Below are 21915 nucleotides of genomic sequence, written 5' to 3' on the forward strand. Positions count from 1 at the left end.
ATCCAACGACCAGGCGCGCACGATCGGCGAGTCAAGGAGGTAGTCGAAAGCGCTGACGGTCCTGAGGTTGTGGCCGAAACCGTATTGCGGGCCGCTCTCGCGGCGCGCCCGAAACTCCGCTATGCGGCGGGCGGACTCGCCGGCCGTCTCCGATTGCTACGCAGATTTGCCCCTGTGGGCCTGGCGGACGCCGGCATTCGCAAGGACCTGCGGCTCACAGCGTAGATGATTCACGCAACAAGAAACTGGCAAGGAACAACGAACCATGATGAAGGCATTCGTCGTCGATCGATATGGACGCGAGAATGGCATACGAGCCGGCGAAATGCCGGATCCGGAACTGCGTGAGGACGACGTACTCATCCAGATTCACGCCGCTGGCGTGAACCCGCTTGATTCGAAGATCAGGGACGGAGAGTTCAAGCTTATTTTGCCCTACCGCTTGCCGCTGATTCTGGGCAACGACCTCGCTGGGACCATTGTCCGCGTCGGATCACACGTGAGGCGATTGAAACCGGGCGATGAGGTGTATGCGCGACCGCCCAAAGACCGGATCGGCACTTTCGCGGAATTCATCGCGATCACGGAAGACGCCGTGGCGCTCAAGCCCAAAGCGCTAAGTATGGAAGAAGCGGCTTCGATCCCGTTGGTGGGCCTGACTGCGTGGCAGGCGCTGGTCGAACGAGCACAACTGAAGAAAGGGCAGAAGGTGCTCATACACGCTGGCTCGGGCGGTGTCGGCACCTTCGCCATTCAACTGGCGAAGCATCTGGGCGCAACCGTCGCGACGACAGCGAGCGCCGCGAATGCGGGATTGATGAAGCAACTCGGTGCGGACATCGTCATCGATTACAGGAAGGACGACTTTGCCGCCGTATTGAAAGACTATGACGTAGTGCTGGATACGCAGGGCGGAAAGACCCTCGAAAAATCATTGCAAGTGCTCAAGTCGGGTGGCAAGCTGATCGGAATCGCCGGTCCGCCCGATCCTGAATTTGCCAGGCAGATGGGTGCCGCCTGGTTCCTGAGAGCGGCGATGCACCTTCTAAGCTATCGCATCCGAAAGGCGGCAAGACGTCGGAATGTCGACTATTCATTCCTCTTTATGCGTGCCGACGGAGATCAGCTAACCCAGATAGCCGGGCTCTTCGACTCTGCTGCGATAAAGCCTGTGATCGATCGTATATTCCCGTTCGAGTCAACGCGAGAGGCTTTGGCTTATGTTGAAACCGGACGTGCTAAGGGTAAGGTCGTTATCAAGATTCGATAAAAGGAGGGATCTGTGTTGGCTTCCTGGCAGAGGCAACGGCCCTTGCTGGGGCGGTATTCACTTCGTGAACTTGAATACACCTTGTAACAGTCCGCAGCAGCACGGGTAGCCGATGCAATGAAGCGGGCTCATCGGACCTTCCTCCTCTTTGTCGAAGACGGCGCCGCGCGTTGTGCATTTCAGCCTTTCCGGGGCATCGAATGGCCGCCCGTCCAGCGCGCAGCAAGGCGGATTCCCCTTACTCGTTTTTCCTTGCGCCGCCTGCTCTAAAGAATTTGCGCGCGCAACCGATAGCCCAGTAGTCGAGTGGAGGTTGCCCATCCCGTAGTCATTACGCATACCAAGGTGGCCTATGAGCCCAACGCCGAATTCCCTGCCTCATTCCACGTTCGATACCAGCGTGCTGCCTCGCGACCAGCAGTTTTCCGCGTGGCGCGAGGCAGTGAGCGTGATTTTCGACACGCAGACCGCAGAATCGCGCGACGCGGGATTCGGCACCAGCGTGAGCGGCTATCTGGTCGGCGACGTGGTGCTGGGCTCGATACGCACGGGCGCGCAGCGCTACGACCGCTCGAACGCGAAGATCGGCCGTGACGGTCACGATCAATATGTTCTGCAGTTCTATCTAGGTGGCCACTGCCGGGCGCGCGACGGCGGCCCGGAAGCGTGTACGCAGCCGGGCGACATGTTCATCGTGGACGCGGCCCAACCGCTCGCGACCGACACCACGCAGAGCGAATTCCTTAACCTGGCGGTGCCGCGGCGCTTGCTCGCCCCTTTGCTGACTGCTCCCGACCAGCAGAGCATGCGTGTCATTCGCGGCACCGATCCCACGGTCGCGCTGCTGCGCGAGCATCTGGGTGCGCTTTACCGACATGCCCCGCAGTTGACGCTCACCCACGCCCAGGCCGTCATGCCCGCCACGCTTCAACTTGCGGCCAGCGCGCTCAACGCGAGCGTGAGCCCGGAACACTGGCCGGCTGTTCAGGAATGTGTGTTCGTATCGATCTGCCGCTATGTGGAGAAGCGCCTGACCGATCCGCAACTGAACGCGGAATTCGTAACGCGTGCATTCGACATGTCGCGCGCCACGCTTTACCGGCTATTCGAACAGGAGGGCGGTTTCGCGACTTATGTGCGCGAGCGCCGCTTGCGGCGCTGCCGCGAGATGCTCGCCGACCCGGCGCGACGCGGCATGTCGATTGCCGACATTGCCGCCGCACACGGATTCACCGACGCCGCGAATTTCACGCGCGCGTTTCGCCGTTCGATTGGTCTCTCGCCGCGCGCGGTACGCATGCTGGCGCTCAATGGCGAGACCGAACTGGCGAAAGAGTCCGGGGCGGACGACTGGCGCTACTGGATGGCCTTGATGCGTTGAGCATGAAACACGTGGGTCGTGCAAGCCGCATGTGAGACAAAACAACAAGTATTTGAGACATAGCGACAGATTTGGCCCCAGGCACTGCCGATTCATTGCCGCGTCATGCGCCGCCTGCAAAGATGCAGGCGCCTGCCAGATACGGGCAAACGGGGGAAACATGAAAAAGGCCCACAAAAAGCCGCGTCAAGGCGGCCTGTACTACTACGAAGCGGCATATTCGCTCGAACTCGCGCGTGGCGCGTCGCATATTTCCAGCATGCTGTCGACGGCGACACAGGAAGGTGCCGTGCAGGAAGTGATGCGCGAATTCATTGCGACGCACGGCAGGACCGCGCTGGACGTGTTTAGCTGGCTGCTGGCCGAGCGGCTGGACAAGCGTGGCTGCGCTGCGGCTGCCATGAAGGCCCGGGACTTCGACGCGTCCCGCCGGATGCCCGCGTTGGCCTGCGCAAGCTGAGCCGCAAACGGCTCGATACGCACACGTGCCCGTATGGGCAGGTGTAAGGTCAACCTAAAGATTTCGTAATACCTGACGATAGAGCGATAGAGCAGTTGGCCGCGCCGGCATGCTGGCGCGCGGCGCCTTTTTGCGAACGGCCAGGCGTGCAGCCTGGCAAACAACAAGAACGCATCGAGCCATGACCACGCTATCGTCCCTGAATGCCGCCACGACCCTTGCGCTCACGCCCCTCGTGAGCAGCATGAATCCCACCGCCGAGGCCGACACCGACGTGTCCAGTCTCGCTGCGCTCGCGCCCTCGACCATCGTCACGATTCCTTCGGCAGATGGCATTGCCGTGCTTCAGACCTACACGCCCGAAGGCACGCTCACTGGCACGACGCCGGTGTTGAGCTGGGCGAGCGATACCAGCGATATCGTGTCGCTCAGGATGATGGGCGACTACGCCGCGCAGACGATGGCGGGTCATTTCGCCGGACTGGGCAGTGCGCTGCTCGATCGCTTCAAGACCACGGGCAGCGACTACGCGCAGTCGGTGAGCGTTTCGTCCGCAAGCGGCCTGGCGACAGTAGGACAAGGATCACATGGCGCAAGTGGTCAGATCGGTCTGACGATTCGTACGACGAGCGGCGTGGCGGTCGACATCGAACTGGGCAGCGAAGACGGCGGCCTCGCGGTGAGTATCAAGAGCAGCGGCACGCTGAGCGAAAGCGAACGCAACGCGCTGGCGAAGCTCTCGGACGGTTTCCAGCAGGCCATCGACGGCCTGGGCGCCGTGCCGCCCAAACTCGATTTGAGCGGCCTCGCGCAGTTCGACACGTCGGCGCTCGCATCGGTGAACTTTCAGTACAGCGTGACGGCCAACGGCAACGCGAATATTTCGGCCAGCTACGCGCAGGACAACTCGGCGCGCAGCCTGAGCGTCACGAGCGCCGCAGGCACGATGAACCTCAAGGTCGACACGAGTCATTCCGCGTTGTGGGGAACGGGCGCGCAGCGCGCGGCTTCGATTGCGAGCTATCTGCAGCAGTTCGACCATGCGAATTCGCGCGGACAAGGCAATGCCGCGCTGATGTCGATGTTCGAAGACGGCTTTACGCAAATGAACGAGGACTATGGCACGCCTTCGGGCGGGACATTGCCGGGCGCCGCGTACTCGCCGACGCTGCAGCAGTCGGATCAGGCGATGCTCACGGGGCTCGCAGACTTCAGCGCGTCGATCACGGACGCGAGCACGTCGCCCAATCCGATGCGCCCCGGTGAAGTCGATTCATTCTCGTATCAGGTTGCGCAGAGCACGCAGCTCGAAGGCACGGCGCGCGAGGGCAAGATCTCGCAGACCCAGCAATCGCATTTGAGCGCGAGCTACCATCAGGCGCTGCAGGGTGGGGGCGCGCCTGTCCTCACATCGTCGAGAGATTCGCAAAACTACGATTACGTGCGGATCGACGATAGCGCCGAGAGCACGGTGCAGATGGCGACGTCGCGCGGCGTACTGTTGAATGCCACGCTGAGTCAGTCGTCGGCGCAGGATACGCGTGATTCGAAGTACGAACGAGGTGTGCTCGTCTCCGACATGAACACGCCGAAAGACACCTCGCGCTCTACAGACCTGCTTTCAATGCTCGAACCGCTGATCAACAAAGGCGACGCCACGCGCGACACCGCCGCATGGCAGCAGGCGCTTTCAAAGATCCACGCGATGATCTTGTTAAACAACGCATAGCATCGAGGCGGCCGGTTCGCCGGCAACGCCTCGATCGATCGCCCTGCGCTGCGCTCAGTTCGCGAGCCTGAACGCCCCGACGGCGTCGCGCAGCGAGTCGGCCTGCTCGCTGAGCGCCATCGCGGCCGCGGCCGCTTCTTCCACGAGCGCCGCGTTCTGCTGTGAGACCTGGTCCATCTGCGAGACCGCGAGATTCACTTGCTCGATGCCGTCGCGCTGCTCTTCGGACGCGTTCGCGATCTCGTGCATGATGGTCGTCACGCGGCCAATGGACTCGCCGATCTCGTTCATCGTCTCGCCGGCCGAGCGCACATATTCCGAACCCGACGACACGTGCTCGACCGATTCGGCGATCAGCGTCTTGATCTCTTTGGCGGCCGCCGCCGAACGCTGTGCAAGCGAGCGCACCTCGCTCGCGACCACGGCGAAGCCGCGGCCCTGTTCGCCCGCGCGCGCGGCTTCCACCGCCGCGTTGAGCGCGAGGATGTTGGTCTGGAAAGCAATGCCTTCGATGATGCCGGTGATATCGGCAATCTTCTGCGAGCTGCCGTCGATGCGCTCCATCGTCTGCACCGCGTTGCTCACGACTTGCGAGCCTCGATCGGCGACTTCCTGCGCGCTGTTGGCGAGCGTCTGAGCGGTACGCGCGTTTTCGGCGTTCTGCTTGACCGTGGCGGTGAGCTGCTCCATGCTCGCGGCCGTTTCCTGCAGCGAGGCCGCCTGTTCTTCGGTGCGCTGCGAGAGGTCGTCGTTGCCGGCGGCGATCTGCCGCGTCGCCGTGGAAATGGACTCGGAGCTGTGGCTGACCTTGCGCACCGTGTGCGCGAGCGCGTCCTGCATGGCCTTGAGGCTCGCCACGAGGCGGCCCATTTCGTCGCTGGAACGCGTTTCGAGGTTGGCGGTCAGGTCGCCGTCCGCGATGCGCTGGAGCGCGCCCTGCACGTTCTCGAGCGGCGCGGCGATCGCACGGTGCAGTCCCGCGGCGCATACGCCCGCCACCGCGAGTCCGAGCACGATCAGCGCGATGCTGCCGGCCCGCAGCCATGAATAGCGGTCCTGCGCGCGGTCGAACGCCTGCTCGCCGTGCGCCTTCTGCCATGCCTCGAGCGCGGTCGAGGCCTTGGTGAGCGCGACCGAGAGCGGCGGAATCTGCTTCATCGCGATGTCATCCTGAGCCTGGCGGTCGCCTTGCTTGATCGCGGCCATGAGCGGCTGGATGCCTTGCTCCAGCATGCCGGTGAGGGCGGCTTGAACGCCGTCGGCGAGCGCTTGTTCTTCGGGCGTGTGCGGCAGCGAGCGGTAGACCTCCCAGGCCTTGTTCGAGGTGTCGACATAGTTCTGCGCCTTGTCGAGCAACGGCTGAATGTCGGGCGCGTCGGGGTGCAGGAGGATGCGGTCGAGCGTCGTGCGCGCGATCGTCAGATTCAGGTTGGCCTTGCCGATGTTGATGGCGGCGACCAACTGGTTCGAATAGGCATAGCCGAGCGCCGTATTGGTGCGCGACATGCCCGCAAGGCCGGAAACGCCGGCTGCCACGATCAGCAAGGCCAGCACTCCGACCGCGATGCGCAGACGGACAGAGATAGAGAGTCGTGCAAACACGAAGAGGGCTCCAGAACGCGAGGGGCTACGTAGCAGAAAAACGATCGTGCTTTGCGCGTGAGACGGCAAAGCACTGAACATGTTTACGGCGCTGGGCGAGGGAACTGAAGGTCGGCGCGGGAGCCCGCTGGACCTCTTGCGCAATGGTGGTTTTCCCCAGTCAATCGGGGAAAATTGCAAGCGCCTCAGTGCGCCGCGGAGCTACCCAGTATGCGCTGACGAACTCTCAGTCGCCGCTGATGGCATTTCGACGACCGGGCGGTTGTCCGTTCAGTCGGTTGTCGTGCGGCACGACGCGACGAAGCCGCTGGTTGCCGTTGGTCGCTCGGCCACGTTGACGAACGAGCAGGGCATGGATGGCGTCGTCGTGTTGCAGTGCCAGTGAGGCGCCTGGGCACGGCATTTTAGCTGCGCCCCGAATGCCTCAGGCGCTTGAGCACGAGCACGCAGAGCGCCGGCAAATGCACGACGCCCATGCCACACGCAATCACCGCCCACGGCGGCGCGATCGTGCCGGACATCATCGCGCCGACCACGCCGAAGCACAGGCCGGCCAGCAACAGCGTGGCGTGGGCGATGAGGCGCTTCGGGCCGCGCTCGGTGAAGCGCGGAATGTTCGCGTGGACATACACGACGATCAGCAGGGCGGCGGTGGCAACGGCGGGGAACAGCATATTCGAATCCTCGATTCCAGCAGTGATGACGGTAAAGTCTTCGACTGTAGTAGAGGAATGCCGTTGCGTCGATGGCTAGCGGGTTGCGGAAGGGGTTAGCACCACACCACGCTGTCGTATGCCACGGTACGGCGATACACGTTCTTGCCGCGCCAGCTGGAAAACTCCATATACGCGCATTCCAGCACCAGAATCCAGTTCGTGACCCGCATCGCCGCCCCCAAAGGTGTTCCCGGTTGTTCGTTCGACTGCGAGACCAGTCTATGACCCGGGAGCGGCGGACAATGCGGCGAGCAAGGCGCGATATCGCATCCAGTTCGCCGCATTGCCGGATCAGGCGGGCGCCGCGAGCGGCATGAGCACGAAGTCGAACGTGGAGCGCCAGGGCGTGGCGCTGTCTGCCACCCGCTCGTACGGCGCGACGAGCGATGCTTTCACGCCGAACACAGCGTCCGACTGCAGGTAGGGATCGTCGCCCACGAAGGTATGCGTGACGACCTTCTGGAAGCCCGGCGCGGTGATGAGGAAATGCATGTGCGCGGGACGGTAGGGGTGGCGGCCGAGGTTTGCGAGCATCTTGCCCACCGGGCCGTCGTGTGGGATCGGGTACGAGACCGGCTTGATGCCGACGAAGCGATAGGCGCCGTCCGCGCCGGTCGTGAAGATGCCACGGTTGTTCCACCTGGGCTGCACGCCGGGCTGCTGCACGTCGTAGTAGCCGTCGGCGTTGTCGGACCACACGTCGATGCGCGCGCCCTCCACCGGACGGCCTTCGAGATCGAGCACGCGGCCTTCGAACAGGCAGCGCTCGCCCTTGCCGTCGGCGGTGATGCACGCGCCCATCTCGCGCTCGGGCGCGCCGGCCACGTGGAACGGGCCGAACACGGTGTTTTCGGTGGCGGCGCCCGGGCGGCGGTTGTTGATGGCGTCCACGAGCATGGAAAACCCCAGTGTGTCCGAGAGCAGGATGAACTCCTGGCGCTCGGCGCTGCAGAGCTGGCCCGCCGTAGTGAGGAAGTCGATGGCGGTTTCCCATTCCGGCTGCGTGAGCTGCACTTCTTTCGCGAATGCGTGCAGATGGCGCACGAGCGCGCTCATCACCTCGCGCAGACGCTCGTCGGCGTTTTCGCCGATACGCGCATTGACGGCCTCGGCGGAGGCGGCTTCGCTGAAGAACTGGGTCATGGTTCGGGGTTACCTGTAGGGTTGCCAGGCGTTACCTGGTGTTGCCTCGTGTTCTCTGATCGCAGTGACATCGACGTCGTGCTGTAACAGCGCGTATTGTGCGCCTGTCGCCATCGGGAACCAAAATCTGGCCCAATGAGCCGATTCGATCAGCCGTGCCCCTTCATGATGGGCCGGAGTTTCCTGCGCAATCCGCTGTTCGATGGACGCTTTCGCGCGCGCAATCTGCGCGTTTTCGAGGAAGACCACGCCGTGCTGCGGCGCATCCGGCCGGTTCGCGTCCCGGCGACTTGGCAGAACGAGGTGTCGGTGAAGTCGGATGCCTTGCAGATCGCGTTCAGGCAGCGCGCGCGGGCGCTGGCGGAGGACGGCTGGAGTGTGCCGGAGGCGTCGCAGGCGAGCCGCGTGGCCACGGTGATTGCCTGCCCGATGCGGCGCACGGTGAACACGTGGGCGCTGGAGGCGGCCGAGCCCCGCGAGGCACCGCCAATCGCCGCGAACACCGGGACCACGCCGCGCTGAACGCCGGCGCGCTCGATGCGATGCGCGGCTCCGAACGCCAGCTTACCCGCTCGGAGCCGTGTGCTGGACGACTACGCTCAGTGACGCGGCGTCACCGGCTCGACCGCGGCCCAGTAAGGCTCGGCGCCGTAGTACGCGTGCAGCGTGCTGCCCCAGCTCGCGTCGGCCATGGAGGGCCAGCTGTCCCGGTCGAAGCCCGGCGCTTCCTTCACGCGCTCGGACGAGACGTTGAGCAGGAAGCACTTGCGGCTCGTGTCGAGCATGAGCGCGCTCCAGGGGATGGCGAGCAGCTTGTCGCCGATGCCGAGAAAGCCGCCGCTCGACATCACCACGTAGGCTACGCGGCCGCTCTGCACGTCGAGCATGATTTCCTTGATCTTGCCGACTTCCTGGCCGTCCGAGCTCAGCACGCGGTCGCTGTCGAGCGTGCTGGCGGCCATCACGTCGGGGCCCGGCCCCGCGGCGCTCACGCGGCCCTTGCCGACGATGCGCACGCCATTGCCAGTTGGCATGGGCGGAGGAATGAAGGTGGGCATGCTGGTCTCCAGATATGAAGGGAACAATGTTGAGTCCGGCCAGACTCCCGACGATTCCCGTATCAGGCGGCAGGCGATGCCGCGGCGGTTCTGGCCGCCTGTCGCGAGATACAGCAAGCGGCGTACCGCGGTCCCGCCCCTCGATTCGATGCGCCGGCGCGAGGCGCATCGGTGGCGTGCCTGCCTGTCTGGAGACCCGCTCTGGAGACCCACTCCGGGACGCGCCGTCGATGCCTTACGAAGCCGGCGTGGCCGCCTTTTGAGGGGTGTCCACGTCGTAGCGTTTGGCCTGCTCGAAGAACGCGCGTTCGGCGGCCTTGTTCATCACCAGAATGCTGATGCGCCGGTTCAGCGGGCTGTCCGCCGTGTCGTGGTCGAGCGGCAGGACGTCCGCGAGGCCGCGTACCTGGAGCAGTTTCTCCTCGCTCAGATGGCCGGCCACCAGCGCGCGGCGCGCGGCGTTGGCGCGCTCGCTCGAAAGCTCCCAGTTCGTGTAGCCGGCGAGGCCGCCCGAGTAGGGCACCGAGTCGGTGTGCCCCGCGATCGACTCGCCGCTGTCCACGTCGTTCAGCGCGCCGCCGATCTGCACGAGGATCTCGTACGCGTAGTCCTCGAGCCTGGCGCTGCCGGTCGCGAACATGGGGCGTTTGAGCGAATCGACCAGCTCGATGCGCAGGCCTTCGTCCGTGATCGACATGCGGATCTGGTCGCGGTACGCGCGCAGCTCCGGCCTGCGCTCGATGAGCGCCGAGAGTTTTTCCTTGAGCTGCGAAAGGCGCGACTTGTCGACCGCTTCCACGGGTACGGCGTGCGACAGCGTGGGCTGCGCGTTCGAGCCGCCCACGGCCGGCGTCTTGCTCGACAGGTCACGGCCGCCGCCTTGCACCACGCTCGGGTTGGGGTTCGCGGCGTCGGGCTTGCTGCCGAGCATGGCCGAAAGCGGCGTGTTGAAATACTTCTCGATGCCGTCGCGGTCGTACTGCGACGTCGACCCAAGCAGCCACATCAAGAGGAAAAACGCCATCATCGCGGTCACGAAGTCGGCGTAGGCGATCTTCCATGCGCCGCCATGGTGACCCTCGTGGCCGCCTTTCTTCACGCGGCGCACCACCAGCGTGGTCTTGCTGCTCTCGGTGTCGCGCGCGGCGCGCGAGCCTGGAGTACGTTCGGCCATCTCTGGACTCCTAAGCGGCCTTCGGCGTCCTGGTGGCGCGCACCGCTTCGTCGAGCTCCTGGAAGCTCGGGCGGTCGGCGGTGAACAGCACCTTGCGGCCGAATTCCACGGCCACGGGCGGCGCGTAGCCGGCGAGCGACGCGAGCAGCACGGCCTTCACGCACTGAAACGGCTTGCTGGCGGCGCGGCCCTTGGCGTTGAGCAGGTCGGCGATCGGACCGACGAAGCCATAGGCGAGCAGAATGCCGAGGAACGTGCCCACGAGCGCGCCCGCGATCATCTCGCCGAGCACGGCCGGCGGCTTGCCGACCGAGCCCATCGTATGCACCACGCCCATCACGGCGGCCACGATGCCGAAGGCGGGCAGGCCGTCGGCCATCTTCTGGATCGCGTTGGGCGCAATCGACACCTCCGAGTGATGCGTGTCGAGTTCTTCGTCCATGAGGTCCTGCATTTCCATGGGATTGACGTTGCCGCTCGACATCATGCGCAGATAGTCGACGATGAAGTCGAGCAGATGATGGTCGTCGAGCACGCGTGCGTACTTCTGGAAAATCGGGCTGTTCTCGGGCGCTTCGATGTCGGCTTCGAGCGCCATCATGCCTTCCTTGCGCGCCTTTTGCAGCAGCTCGTAGAGGAGGGCGATCAGCTCCAGGTATTGCGCCTTCGTGTAGCCGCCGCCCTTGAAGCAAGTGGGTAGCGCCTTGAGCGTCTTGCCGAGCGTGGCGGTGGGGTTGCTCACCACGAACGCGCCCAGCGCCGCGCCGAAAATGCACAGGAGTTCGAACGGTTGAACGAGCGCGGGCAGGTGTCCCCCCACGCCCACGAAGCTCCCGATCACGGATCCGAGCACGACGATCCAGCCAATTGCTACAAACATGATGTCTACCTTCTCTTTCTCAAAGTACTACGGGTCAATCTGGTCAGGCCGGCTCGACGAGACGCTTGGGCCGCGCCTCGTTCGCCGCACGATCCACGTTGAGCAAAGCGTCGATTTCACGCGCCGCCATCGCCTTGCCGAAGAAATAGCCCTGCGCGTAGTCGCAGCCCTTCGCCGCCAGCGTGCGCGCGAGTTCCGCGGTCTCCACGCCCTCGGCTACGGTGCTCATGCCCAGGTTCGAGGAGAGCGCGATGATCGCGTCGACGATCTTGACGCTCTCGTTGCACGAGGACATCGAGAGCACGAAGGAGCGGTCGATCTTCAGCTTGTCCACCTTCAGCTCGCGCAGGTGCTGCAGGCTCGAATAGCCGGTGCCGAAGTCGTCGAGCGACATGCGCAGCCCCGCGTTGCGGAAGTCCGCGAGCACGGCGCGCGCCGCGTCGAAGTCGTACATCAGCGCCGATTCGGTGATCTCGATCTCCATGCGCTCGGGCGGCATGCCCTCGTCGGCGAGGATCCTGAGCAGCAGCGCCGCGAGTTGCGTGTCCTTGAACTGCGCGGGCGAGAGATTGAGCGCGAGGTGGTAGCGCGAGGGCCAGCCCAGCGCGTCGCGGCACGCGCGCCGCAGGATCGAAGCCGTGAACGCGGGCGAAATGCCCATCTGCTCGATGAGCGGCACGAACACCTCGGGCGAGATCCAGCCGCGCTGCTCGTGATGCCAGCGCGCGAGAATCTCGAAGCCGGTGGTCTGCCCGTCGGCGAGGCGCACGAGCGGCTGGTAGAACGGCCGGATCTCGCCGCCCGCGAGCGCGCGGCGCAGGTCCGATTCGAGCGAGGCCTGCAGGCGCAGCTCGTCGTCCATCTTCTGCTCGAAGAAGCGGTACGTGCCCTTGCCTTCGCATTTGGCGCGGTACATGGCGATATCGGCGGCGCGCAGCAGCGCGTCCGGGTCGCCGCCGTCGCGCGGGCAGCATGCGATGCCGATGCTCGCGTCCACGTTGATGCGCAGCTTGCCGATGTCGATGGGCGCGCGTGTGGCGGCAAGCAGGCGCTGCGCCAGCTCGCTCGCGGCCTCGATGTGGTCGTCGCGGTGCACGCGGGCGAGCACGGCGAACTCGTCGCCGCCCAGGCGCGCAACGGTGTCGCCGTCACGCACCACGCGACGCAGACGCGCGGCAATCTCGCACAGTACCGTGTCGCCCGCGGCGTGACCGTGCAAGTCATTCACGGGCTTGAAGCGGTCGAGGTCGATCACGAACACGAGGTAATCGGGCGAGCGGTGCTGCGTGCGCTCCAGCGCCGCGCTCATCTCCGCCGCGAGCAGACGCCGGTTGGGCAGGCCCGTGAGCGGGTCGTGGCGCGCCAGCGCCTGGGCATGGGCCTCGGCGGCGCGCGTGGCTTCGTGGGCGAGATGCAGCTCGCGGGACTTCTCGCACAACGTATCGAAGGCATGCGCCATCGCGCCGATCTCGTCGGTGCGGTTCATGTCGGGCAATGCGCGCATGTCTTCGCCGTGCGCGAGGCGCACGAGCGAATCGGTCAAGGTATGCAGCGGACGCAGCAGCGTACGCTCGAGGTAGTGCAGCAGCACGAGGCCAAAGGCGAGCGTGGCGAGCGCAATCGCAAAGGCGGCTTCGAGCGTGTGACGCACGCGCAGGATGCCGCGCTGGACCTGGTTGTGCAGCTTCTCGACCGCGAGTTCGCGCGGCGCGGCGGAGACGGCTTGCCTCGGTGGTGCTTCGGTTTCCTGCCCGGCGCTTTCATCGTGCCAGCTCGTATCCACGCGTTCGAAGGCGTGGCCAAACGCGATCAACTGGCTCGCAAGCAGTGTGGTTTGCGTGGCGAACAATGCAAAGAACAGGCCGATGAAAAACTTCGTGCGTGCGCGGATCGAGGCGCGCAACGTTGCGCGCGCACGCACTAACCAGGGAAGCGCCGCTGAGGGATTCAAGGCAGCGGCGGGATCGGGCATGGCCGCCACGGTTTCCTGTCTCATGTCTCGATGTCCGTGTGGCATTAGATTCTGCGTGTGCGCACCTGCGCCGCGAGGCGGCGCACGGCGTAGTGACACGACGTGCCGGTCTGCTCATGAGCGCTGCGCGACGGCGCGCGGCGCGCACGCGGCGCGGCGCTCATGCGCGCGCCGGCGCCGCGGCCGGCGGCAATACGCGCTGCGGTGGCGATGCGGGTAGTCTGTTTCAGACGCAGGGTTTGCGCGAGGGTTCTCATGGTGACACCGGAAGGGTGGAGCTTTGCCCTTTTTACGGCCTTGAAAAAGCGTTGCTGAAGTCGCCAGACAAGTTTTTTTTGAGGGCTTGATCGATTTCGCAACGCGTTAGCCAGCCGGTTAAAAACCGCCTGTATTTCGGATATCGAAGTAATTGGACCGCTGTGACATTTCATGCAGAAAGTGCGCAACGTCCGTTGGGCCGGGCTACGCGAGCAGCGCGGGTGTGACGGCCGTGGCGCTCGATGATTGCGCGACAACGCGTATGCCGAACGTTCGTGCGCTTATATTGCGATTCCTGCATAAGGGAAATGCCTGGCGCGCAAGGCTGGCGCGATATGCGGTGCGGGCATTCCCACGCTTCAGTTTTCGCTTGATCCGGCCGTAAACCCAGGTGAGGCGCGCCGGTGCGGAAAGCGCCACGCAAACCGTATCCGTCCTGCCGGGCCCCCCACACGATGATCACTGCTCCGCTTCCTCTGGATGAGGACGTCCGCCTTCGGGCGCTGCGGCAACTCGACATACTCGACACCGATCCCGAAGAGGCGTTCGATCGCATCTCGCGGCTCGCCGCCTTCGCGTTCGACATGCCGATCGTGCTGATCTCGCTCGTGGACGAAGACCGCCAATGGTTCAAGTCGCACCATGGGCTGGCCGCGTGCGAAACGCCGCGCAGCGTGTCGTTCTGCGCGCACGCCGTGCTGAGCAAGTGCATGCTCGTGGTGGAAGACGCGCTCGACGACGAGCGCTTTCTCGACAATCCGCTCGTCACGGGCGCGCCGAACATCCGCTTCTATGCAGGTTCGCCGCTGTGCCTCGCCGACGGCCAGGTGGTCGGCACACTGTGCCTGATCGACGAAAAGCCGCGCACGTTCGACGCGGCCCAGGCCGCCATGCTCGCGGATTTCGCGCATCTCGTCGAGCGCGAGCTGGAATTGCGCCGGCAGTTGAACCGCTCGCGCACGGCGCACGAGCGCGACCGCCGTTCGCTCGCCATCAGCGAGGCGCGTTTTCGGACCGTGTTCCAGCAAACGCCGATCGGCAAGGCCGTGGTCGATCTCGACGGCCGCTTTCTCGACGTGAACCAGAAGTTCTCGGAGATCATCGGCTACGAGGAGAGCGAACTGCGCCGCCGCACGTTCGCCTCGGTCACGCACCCGGCCGACATTGCCGCCGATCTCGCGCAAGTGGCCGAGCTGCTCGCGGGCCGCCAGGCCACGTATGCGATCGAAAAGCGCTATCTGCGGCGCGACGGCCAGGCTGTGTGGGTCAATCTCGCGGTGTCGCTCGTGCGCGACGTGTCGGGCACGCCGCTGCATTTCATCGCGGCGGTGCAGGACATTACGAGCCGCAAGAAGAGCGAAGAGGCATTGCGCAACTATCACGTCGAGCTCGAAGAGCGCGTGCGCGAACGCACGGGAGAGCTGCGGCGCAGCCGCGACGCGCTGCAGACCATCACCGACAACGTGCCGGCGCTCATCGCCGTGGTCGATCGCGATCTGTGCTACCAGTTCAACAACGAGACGTTCAAGCGCGTTTTCGGCGCGGAGCCGGCGGCGCTGCGCGGACGCAGCCTGAGCGAGACGCTGCGCCCCGAAGTGTTCGAGCAGTTGCAGCCGCTCTTTGCGCGCGCGCTGGCCGGTGAACGCGTGACCTGCGACGAGGTGCGGTATCGGGCCGATGCCGACCGCGTGTGGTCGGCCACCTACATTCCGGCCAAGCGCGAAGGCAAGGTGACGGGCTTTTACGTGATGGCGCACGACGTGACCGAGCAGCGCCGCACCGAGCAACGCCTGCGCGAGGGCGCGCTGATCGACCCGCTCACGGGGCTCGCGAACCGGCGCGCGCTGCAGGAGACGCTGCGCGAACTGCGCACGAGCGGTGAGCCCTTCGCACTCTTCTTCATGGACATGGACGGCTTCAAGTCCATCAACGACCGTTACGGCCACGACGTGGGCGACGCTTTGCTCAGGGAGGTCGCGCGCAGGCTCGTCGCCACCGTGCGCACGGGCGACGTGGTGAGCCGCCTGGGCGGCGACGAATTCGTGGTGGCGAGCCGCGGCGTGAGCGACGCGCGCACCGGCGAGCGCATCGCAGCGGCCATTTGCCGTGAAGTGTCGAAGGCGTTCATCGTCGCGGGCCGCGTGATCGAGACGAGCGCGAGCGTGGGCGTCGTGCTGACGGGCGTGACAGGCGCGGCCGGTGTGGTGGACGCAACGAGCGCGACGCTCTCGACCGAAGCCGGGAACAGGGCGCTGGCCGACGATGCGCTGTGTCTCGCCGATGCGGCCATGTACGAAGCGAAGCGCGCGGGGCGCAACACGTGGCGGTTGGCGCCGAGCGCTGAAGCGATGGTGGCGTCGTGAAGCTGCACGCTCCGTTCTCATGTGACTGATTCGATTGCCGCTAGCGTCTGGCTGTCGGCAAGTGCGGCGCCACTCTCCACGCGTAGCCGCGCCTTATCTCGCCTGCGGGCGAAATGCTTTCCGGCATCCGCCCCTGCCGGCTTCTCGTTCCAGGTTCCAGCAACGTGTTCGACGCGCGCAGCTTCGCTCCTCGTTGCGCCCGATCAAGCCAATTTCTCCCGCGCTTTGCTCGAATAGGGTAAACCCCGGGCGCGATGAAAATTAATTTTCACTAAGATCCGCCCATGTAATTTCATTTACGGCATGTGCCGTTCCCCTCAGCGTCCCGACTCCCGTTCACGTATGCCAACCCGACCGTCGACTCCCGACACGCCCGAAGCCGAGATCGTCGCGCGCATCACCGCCGCGATGCCCGTTCTCACACCGGGCCACCGGCGCATGGCCGAGTATGTGCTCGCAAACCTGTTCCATGCCGCGACCATGCGCATCGACGAACTGGCGGACGCGGTGGGCGCTTCGGTGGCCACGGCCAACCGCTTTGCGCGCTCGCTCGGGTTCGACGGCTATCCGCAGTTTCGCGAGGCGCTCGTGCGCGGCTTCGAGGCCACGCTCGCGCCGGTCGAGCGGCTGCGCAGCGCGCAGGAATCGCCGACCAGCGGCGCCGAGCTATTCGGCGCCTCACTGGAGCAGGCCGAGTCGAACCTGCGTTTGTCGCGCCAGTCGATCGACAGCGCAGCGGCTGCCGCAGCCGTGGACGCGATTCTCTCTGCGCGCCGCGTCTACATAATCGGCTCGGGCACGAGCGCGTTTCTCGCCGGACTCATGGAGAACGCCCTGCTGCCGTATCTCGACAACGTGCAGGCGCTCGCCTCGGTCGGCGGCCCCACGCATTCGGCGCGCAGGCTGCTCGGCGCGAACAGGGACGATCTGGTGATCGGCATCGCGTTTCCGCGCTACGTGGACGACACGATCAAGCTCTCGCGCCACGCCGCGAAGCTGGGCGCGCGCGTGCTCGCGCTCACCGACAGCATCGACTCGCCGCTCGCGCGCTTCGCCGATCTCACGCTGCCGATCCGTTCCGAACGTCGCCTTGCGGCGAACTCGGAGGCCGCGGTGCTGGCCGTCATCGAAGCGCTTTGCGACGCCGTGGCGTTGCGCGCGAAGGATTCCGTCGTCGCTGCGGCGGCCATCACCGAATCGGTGCTGCCGTGGCTCACTTCGGCCCCGGCGCAGGCGTCTGTCGCGCCAGCCGCTCCGTCTTCCCCAACGAAAAAGAAGTCATGAAATCGAACGCAGTCATTGCCATTCACGGCGGCGCCGGCACGATCCTGCGCGCATCGATGGCGCCCGAAGTCGAAACCCAGTATCTCGATGCGCTGAACCGCATTCTCGCGGCTGGCCAGCGCATCCTCTCGGAAGGCGGCAGCGCGCTCGACGCCGTCGAAGAAGCGGTGCGCCTGCTCGAAGACTGTCCGCTATTCAACGCGGGCCACGGCGCGGTGTTCACGTCCGCGGGCACGCATGAACTCGACGCCTCGATCATGGACGGCCGTACGCTCGAAGCGGGCGCCGTGTGCTGCGTGACGCGCGTGCGCAATCCGGTGCTGGCGGCGCGCCGCGTGCTGGAGCAGAGCGAACACGTGCTGTTCACGGGCGAAGGCGCGGAAGCGTTTGCAGCGGCCCAGGGCCTCGAATTTGTCGATTCCTCCTACTTCCACACCGATGCGCGCTACCGCCAGTGGCAGCTCGCCCGCGGTGAAGCGCGCGCGATGCTCGATCACGACGGGGCAACGCTCGAAGCAAAGGCAGCTGCAAACGCATCGGCGGACAGCCTGCCGCACGAGCCGATCGACCCGAACCGCAAGTTCGGCACGGTGGGCGCGGTGGCGCTCGACGCGCACGGCCACGTCGCGGCGGCGACTTCGACGGGCGGCATTACGAACAAGCAGGTTGGCCGCGTGGGCGACGCGCCGCTGATCGGTGCGGGCTGCTATGCCGACGACGCCACCTGTGCGGTGTCCACCACGGGATCGGGCGAAATGTTCATGCGCATGGTCGCGGCCTACGACGTGGCGGCGCAAATGAAATATCGCGGTGTTTCGCTATCCGAAGCAGCCACGAACGTCGTGATGGAGCAGTTGCCGCGCATCGACGGCCGCGGCGGCCTGATCGCCGTGGATGCACAAGGCAACGTGGTCCTGCCGTTCAATACCGAAGGCATGTACCGTGGCTACGCGCGCGTGGGCGAAGCGCCCGTTGCGTCGATCTACGCTTAAGCGGCGCATCGTTTTGCGCACCAAACGAAGGAATCCTCATCGTGCAGATGTCCTCGAACCGTCCTGATATCGCGCCGGCCAGCGGAAAGGCCGCGCTGCCGCCGAACCGCGTGATCGACGTCCGTAACCTTTCCGTGTCGTTCAGGCGCGGCGCGGGCGCATTCGAAGCCGTGCGCAATCTGTCGTTCCACGTCGACCGGGGCGAGACGCTCGCCATCGTCGGCGAATCGGGTTCGGGCAAGTCGGTCACATCGCTTTCGCTGATGCGGCTCGCCGAGCACGGCGGCGGCCGCATTACGGGCGGGAGCATCGACCTGCGCCGTCGCAACGGCAGCGTGCTCGATCTCACGCGTGCGAGTAGCTCGACCATGCGCTCGGTGCGCGGCGCGGACATCGCGATGATCTTCCAGGAGCCGATGACTTCGCTGAACCCGGTGTTCACGGTGGGCAACCAGATCAGCGAGGCGATCGCGTTGCATCAGCAGATGAACGCCGCGCAGGCGCGCGCCGAAACGCTGCGCCTGCTCGACCTCGTGCGCATTCCCGAGGCGCGCCGCGTGATGGACCGCTTCCCGCATCAGCTTTCGGGCGGCATGCGCCAGCGCGTGATGATTGCGATGGCGCTTTCGTGCAAGCCCGCGCTCCTGATTGCCGACGAACCGACCACGGCACTCGACGTGACGATCCAGGCGCAGATCCTGCAACTCATTCGCGGCCTGCAGGACGAGATGGATATGGGCGTGGTCTTCATCACGCACGACATGGGCGTGGTCGCCGAAGTGGCGGACCGCATTCTCGTGATGTATCGCGGGGAAAAGGTGGAAGAGGGCGCATCCGATGCGCTGTTCGCCGCGCCTTCGCACCGTTACACGCAGGCGTTGCTCGCCGCGGTGCCGAGGCTTGGCGCAATGCAGGGCACGGACTTGCCGGAGAAGTTCCCGCCGCTGTCGATGAGCGAAGCGGCGCGCCCGGTCGCCACGTCGAACCCTCCGGCGAACGCGCCAGAAACGAACGCGCCGCCGGTCCTGCGCGTGCGCGACCTCGTCACGCGCTTTCCCGTGCGCAGCGGATTGTTCGGCAAGGTCACAGGCCGCGTGCATGCGGTCGAAAAAGTCAGCTTCGATCTTCACGCCGGCGAAACGCTCGCGCTGGTGGGCGAGTCCGGTTGCGGTAAATCGACCACGGGCCGCTCGCTGCTGCGGCTCGTCGAGAGCCAGAGCGGCACGATCGAATTCGGCGGCCGGAATATCAGCACCCTCACGGGCCCCGCGCTACAGACGTTGCGCCGCGATATCCAGTTCATTTTTCAGGACCCGTTCGCCTCGCTCAACCCGCGCCTCACGGTGGGCTTCTCGATCATGGAGCCATTGCTCGTGCACGGCATCGCGAAGGGCGCAGAGGCGCAGGCCCGCGTGGAATGGCTGCTCGATCGCGTGGGCTTGCCGAAGTCGGCGGCGGGCCGCTATCCGCACGAATTCTCGGGCGGCCAGCGTCAGCGCATTGCCATCGCACGAGCGCTGTCGATGAACCCGAAAGTCGTGATCGCCGACGAATCGGTGTCGGCGCTCGACGTTTCCGTGCAGGCGCAGATCGTCAACCTGATGCTCGACCTGCAGCAGGAGCTTGGTGTGGCGTATCTCTTCATCTCGCACGATATGGCCGTGGTGGAACGCGTGAGCCATCGCGTCGCGGTGATGTACCTGGGGCAGATCGTCGAGATCGGCCCGCGCCGCGCCGTGTTCGAGAACCCGCAGCACGCCTATACAAGGAAGCTCATGGGCGCGGTGCCGATCGCCGATCCGGCGCGCCGCCACGCGAAGCGCGTGCTCGCCGCCGACGAACTGCCGAGCCCGATTCGCGCACCCGGCGACGAGCCGCAGGTCCTGCCGCTCGTGTCGGTCGGCCCCGGCCACTTCGTTGCAAAGCATCGGGTGGGCGGCGCGTACTGAACACGCCCGCATGCCACGCAATCGTTCACTGTTTAGCTGGAATATTTCGCCGAGTCGTCAAGATTCATTGCTATGGAGACCTGATTGATGAAAGAAGTCAAAACATGGATGAAGGGCAGCGCGCTCGCACTCGCGCTGATCGCCGGCGCGACTGCCGTACATGCCGCCGAACAGCGCGCGGTGATGGCCGTCGATTCGACCTTCTCGACGCTCGACCCGTACGACGCCAACGATACGCTTTCGCAGGCGGTTTCGAAGTCGTTCTACCAGGGCCTGTTCGGTTTCGACAAGGACCTCAAGCTCACCAACGTGCTCGCCACGAGCTATGAAGTCAGCGGCGACGGTCTCGTCTACACCTTCAAGCTGCGCGAAGGCGTCAAGTTCCAGGACGGCACCGACTTCAACGCGGCGGCCGTGAAGGCGAACTTCGACCGTGTGACGGACCCGGCGAATCACCTGAAGCGCTACAACATGTTCCGCCGCATCGCGAAGACCGAAGCGGTCGATCCGTACACGGTAAAGGTCACGCTGAACGCGCCGTTCTCGGCGTTCGTGAACGTGCTCGCGCACCCGTCGGCGGTGATGATTTCGCCGGCGGCCATGAAGAAGTGGGGCAAGGACATCGGCCTGCATCCGGTGGGCACGGGCCCGTTCGCGTTCGTGAAGTGGGACCCGGCCGGCGACCTCGTCGTGCACAAGTTCGACGGCTACTGGAAGAAGGGCTACCCGAAGATCGACGAGATCGACTGGAAGCCGGTGGCCGACAACAACACGCGCGCAGCGCTCATGCGCACCGGCGAAGCGGACTTTGCCTTCCGCATTCCGTTCGAGCAGGCGAGCGCGTTCCAGTCGAACCCGAAGGTGGACCTGATCGCCACCCCCTCGATCATCCAGCGCTACATCAGCCTGAACACCGCGAAGAAACCGTTCGACAACCCGCTCGTGCGCCAGGCGCTGAACTACGCGATCAACAAGGACGCGCTGGCGAAGGTGGCATTCGGGGGCTACGCGCTGCCTTCGGACGGCGTACTGCCGCAAGGTGTGGACTACTCGATCAAGCTCGGCCCCTGGCCGTACGATCCGGCCAAGGCGCGCGAACTGCTCAAGCAGGCCGGTTACCCGAACGGCTTCGAAACGACGCTGTGGTCGGCGTATAACAACTCGACCGCGCAAAAGGCGATTCAGTTCGTGCAGCAACAGCTCGCGCAAGTGGGCGTGAAGGCGAACGTCGAAGCGCTTGAAACGGGCACGGCGGTCGCGCGCGTGGAAAGCGCGCAGGACCCGGCAACGGCCGGCGTGCGCATGTATTACATCGGCTGGTCGTCGTCCACGGGTGAGGCGGACTGGGGCATCTCGCCGCTGCTCGCTTCGGCATCGTGGCCGCCCAAGCTCATGAACACGGCGTACTACAAGAACCCGGCGGTCGATGAGGACCTCGCGAAGGCGCTCGAAACGACGGACCGCGCGCAAAAGACGGCGCTCTACACCGACGCGCAAAAGCGCATCTGGGCCGACGCCCCGTGGGTATTCCTCGTGAAGGAGAAGGTCGTGTACGCCCGCAGCAAGCGCCTGGCCGGCGCGTATGTGGCGCCGGACGGCTCGTTCAACTTCGACGAGATCTCGATTCGCTAATGCGTTGCGCGCCGCGCCGGATCGCTAGTGTCCGGCGCGGCGCGCACGCCCC

Annotated in this window: 18 protein-coding genes and 1 pseudogene; 11 read left to right on the top strand and 8 right to left on the bottom strand. The window is 65.2% G+C overall.

Annotation, left to right across the window (positions count from 1 at the left end):
- Window positions 1-21: 21 nt before the first annotated feature.
- From AB4Y36_RS15325 to AB4Y36_RS15345, 5 genes and pseudogenes are all read left to right on the top strand, one after another.
- Window positions 22-225: pseudogene (locus AB4Y36_RS15325) on the top strand (short-chain dehydrogenase/reductase); the annotation flags it as partial.
- A gap of 43 nt (window positions 226-268) precedes the next feature.
- Window positions 269-1270 (top strand): NADP-dependent oxidoreductase, encoded by a 1002-nt coding sequence (locus AB4Y36_RS15330; protein WP_368683563.1) that lies wholly within the window; start codon window positions 269-271, stop codon window positions 1268-1270.
- Window positions 1271-1670: 400 nt separating this feature from the next.
- Complete coding sequence (locus tag AB4Y36_RS15335) at window positions 1671-2651, top strand: helix-turn-helix domain-containing protein (protein ID WP_368610295.1); 981 nt, start codon at window positions 1671-1673, stop codon at window positions 2649-2651.
- A 160-nt stretch (window positions 2652-2811) separates the two neighbouring features.
- Window positions 2812-3111 (top strand): hypothetical protein, encoded by a 300-nt coding sequence (locus tag AB4Y36_RS15340; RefSeq protein ID WP_069265882.1) that lies wholly within the window; start codon window positions 2812-2814, stop codon window positions 3109-3111.
- A gap of 181 nt (window positions 3112-3292) precedes the next feature.
- A complete protein-coding gene (locus AB4Y36_RS15345) occupies window positions 3293-4840 on the top strand; it encodes a hypothetical protein (RefSeq protein WP_368683438.1) in 1548 nt (515 codons plus the stop codon).
- A gap of 54 nt (window positions 4841-4894) precedes the next feature.
- Here the strand turns inward: AB4Y36_RS15345 and AB4Y36_RS15350 are convergent, their stop codons facing one another.
- The 3 genes from AB4Y36_RS15350 to AB4Y36_RS15360 form a co-directional block, all read right to left on the bottom strand.
- Window positions 4895-6442, bottom strand: a complete 1548-nt coding sequence (locus AB4Y36_RS15350) for a methyl-accepting chemotaxis protein (protein WP_368683439.1) — start codon at window positions 6440-6442, stop codon at window positions 4895-4897.
- A 404-nt stretch (window positions 6443-6846) separates the two neighbouring features.
- Window positions 6847-7116 carry a hypothetical protein gene (locus AB4Y36_RS15355; RefSeq protein WP_254315880.1) on the bottom strand — a complete coding sequence of 90 codons (270 nt, stop codon included), beginning with the start codon at window positions 7114-7116 and terminating at the stop codon, window positions 6847-6849.
- Window positions 7117-7449: 333 nt separating this feature from the next.
- On the bottom strand, window positions 7450-8301 hold the full coding sequence (locus tag AB4Y36_RS15360; RefSeq protein WP_368683440.1) for an intradiol ring-cleavage dioxygenase: 852 nt from the start codon (window positions 8299-8301) through the stop codon (window positions 7450-7452).
- Window positions 8302-8436: 135 nt separating this feature from the next.
- On the opposite strand from AB4Y36_RS15360, the gene AB4Y36_RS15365 reads away from it, so the two are divergent.
- Window positions 8437-8823, top strand: coding sequence for a hypothetical protein (locus AB4Y36_RS15365; protein WP_368683441.1), 387 nt, complete (start codon window positions 8437-8439; stop codon window positions 8821-8823).
- 77 nt (window positions 8824-8900) lie between these two features.
- Here the strand turns inward: AB4Y36_RS15365 and AB4Y36_RS15370 are convergent, their stop codons facing one another.
- The 5 genes from AB4Y36_RS15370 to AB4Y36_RS15390 all read right to left on the bottom strand — a co-directional run bounded on the left by AB4Y36_RS15370 (window position 8901) and on the right by AB4Y36_RS15390 (window position 13816).
- The gene (locus tag AB4Y36_RS15370; protein ID WP_256094804.1) at window positions 8901-9359 is read right to left on the bottom strand and encodes a PRC-barrel domain-containing protein; all 459 of its coding nucleotides are present in this window, start codon (window positions 9357-9359) and stop codon (window positions 8901-8903) included.
- A gap of 235 nt (window positions 9360-9594) precedes the next feature.
- A complete protein-coding gene (gene motB, locus AB4Y36_RS15375) occupies window positions 9595-10533 on the bottom strand; it encodes a flagellar motor protein MotB (protein ID WP_368683442.1) in 939 nt (312 codons plus the stop codon).
- Window positions 10534-10543: 10 nt separating this feature from the next.
- On the bottom strand, window positions 10544-11413 hold the full coding sequence (motA, locus tag AB4Y36_RS15380; protein ID WP_069265888.1) for a flagellar motor stator protein MotA: 870 nt from the start codon (window positions 11411-11413) through the stop codon (window positions 10544-10546).
- A 43-nt stretch (window positions 11414-11456) separates the two neighbouring features.
- On the bottom strand, window positions 11457-13409 hold the full coding sequence (locus AB4Y36_RS15385; protein WP_368683443.1) for a putative bifunctional diguanylate cyclase/phosphodiesterase: 1953 nt from the start codon (window positions 13407-13409) through the stop codon (window positions 11457-11459).
- A gap of 20 nt (window positions 13410-13429) precedes the next feature.
- Window positions 13430-13816 (bottom strand): hypothetical protein, encoded by a 387-nt coding sequence (locus tag AB4Y36_RS15390; protein WP_368683444.1) that lies wholly within the window; start codon window positions 13814-13816, stop codon window positions 13430-13432.
- Between the two features lie 282 nt (window positions 13817-14098).
- Here AB4Y36_RS15390 and AB4Y36_RS15395 point away from each other — a divergent pair, with 282 nt between their 5' ends.
- From AB4Y36_RS15395 to gsiB, 5 genes are all read left to right on the top strand, one after another.
- A complete protein-coding gene (locus AB4Y36_RS15395) occupies window positions 14099-16006 on the top strand; it encodes a PAS domain S-box protein (RefSeq protein ID WP_368683445.1) in 1908 nt (635 codons plus the stop codon).
- A 342-nt stretch (window positions 16007-16348) separates the two neighbouring features.
- The gene (locus AB4Y36_RS15400; RefSeq protein ID WP_069265892.1) at window positions 16349-17290 is read left to right on the top strand and encodes a MurR/RpiR family transcriptional regulator; all 942 of its coding nucleotides are present in this window, start codon (window positions 16349-16351) and stop codon (window positions 17288-17290) included.
- Window positions 17287-18282, top strand: coding sequence for an isoaspartyl peptidase/L-asparaginase family protein (locus AB4Y36_RS15405; protein WP_368683446.1), 996 nt, complete (start codon window positions 17287-17289; stop codon window positions 18280-18282). The genes AB4Y36_RS15400 and AB4Y36_RS15405 overlap by 4 nt, the downstream gene beginning before the upstream one ends.
- Window positions 18283-18329: 47 nt before the next feature.
- Entirely contained in the window at window positions 18330-20231 is a 1902-nt protein-coding gene (locus AB4Y36_RS15410; protein ID WP_368683564.1) for a dipeptide ABC transporter ATP-binding protein, read from the top strand.
- 87 nt (window positions 20232-20318) lie between these two features.
- Complete coding sequence (gsiB, locus tag AB4Y36_RS15415) at window positions 20319-21863, top strand: glutathione ABC transporter substrate-binding protein GsiB (protein ID WP_069265895.1); 1545 nt, start codon at window positions 20319-20321, stop codon at window positions 21861-21863.
- The last annotated feature ends 52 nt before the right edge of the window (window positions 21864-21915 follow it).

The sequence above is a fragment of the Paraburkholderia sp. BR10936 genome (genome assembly GCF_040965735.1).
GTDB classification, from domain to species: domain Bacteria; phylum Pseudomonadota; class Gammaproteobacteria; order Burkholderiales; family Burkholderiaceae; genus Paraburkholderia; species Paraburkholderia nodosa_A.

What these genes read in the sequence shown, in the direction of transcription:
- AB4Y36_RS15330 (WP_368683563.1), top strand. Translation starts at nt 269, where the DNA reads ATGAAGGCATTCGTCGTCGATCGATATGGACGCGAGAATGGCATACGA.
- AB4Y36_RS15410 (WP_368683564.1), top strand. Translation starts at nt 18,330, where the DNA reads ATGTCCTCGAACCGTCCTGATATCGCGCCGGCCAGCGGAAAGGCCGCG.
- AB4Y36_RS15360 (WP_368683440.1), bottom strand. Translation starts at nt 8,301, where the DNA reads ATGACCCAGTTCTTCAGCGAAGCCGCCTCCGCCGAGGCCGTCAATGCG.
- AB4Y36_RS15355 (WP_254315880.1), bottom strand. Translation starts at nt 7,116, where the DNA reads ATGCTGTTCCCCGCCGTTGCCACCGCCGCCCTGCTGATCGTCGTGTAT.
- motA (WP_069265888.1), bottom strand. Translation starts at nt 11,413, where the DNA reads ATGTTTGTAGCAATTGGCTGGATCGTCGTGCTCGGATCCGTGATCGGG.
- AB4Y36_RS15390 (WP_368683444.1), bottom strand. Translation starts at nt 13,816, where the DNA reads ATGAAATGTCACAGCGGTCCAATTACTTCGATATCCGAAATACAGGCG.
- AB4Y36_RS15365 (WP_368683441.1), top strand. Translation starts at nt 8,437, where the DNA reads ATGAGCCGATTCGATCAGCCGTGCCCCTTCATGATGGGCCGGAGTTTC.
- AB4Y36_RS15345 (WP_368683438.1), top strand. Translation starts at nt 3,293, where the DNA reads ATGACCACGCTATCGTCCCTGAATGCCGCCACGACCCTTGCGCTCACG.
- gsiB (WP_069265895.1), top strand. Translation starts at nt 20,319, where the DNA reads ATGAAAGAAGTCAAAACATGGATGAAGGGCAGCGCGCTCGCACTCGCG.
- AB4Y36_RS15405 (WP_368683446.1), top strand. Translation starts at nt 17,287, where the DNA reads ATGAAATCGAACGCAGTCATTGCCATTCACGGCGGCGCCGGCACGATC.
- AB4Y36_RS15340 (WP_069265882.1), top strand. Translation starts at nt 2,812, where the DNA reads ATGAAAAAGGCCCACAAAAAGCCGCGTCAAGGCGGCCTGTACTACTAC.
- AB4Y36_RS15400 (WP_069265892.1), top strand. Translation starts at nt 16,349, where the DNA reads ATGCCAACCCGACCGTCGACTCCCGACACGCCCGAAGCCGAGATCGTC.
- AB4Y36_RS15385 (WP_368683443.1), bottom strand. Translation starts at nt 13,409, where the DNA reads ATGAGACAGGAAACCGTGGCGGCCATGCCCGATCCCGCCGCTGCCTTG.
- AB4Y36_RS15370 (WP_256094804.1), bottom strand. Translation starts at nt 9,359, where the DNA reads ATGCCCACCTTCATTCCTCCGCCCATGCCAACTGGCAATGGCGTGCGC.
- AB4Y36_RS15395 (WP_368683445.1), top strand. Translation starts at nt 14,099, where the DNA reads ATGATCACTGCTCCGCTTCCTCTGGATGAGGACGTCCGCCTTCGGGCG.
- motB (WP_368683442.1), bottom strand. Translation starts at nt 10,533, where the DNA reads ATGGCCGAACGTACTCCAGGCTCGCGCGCCGCGCGCGACACCGAGAGC.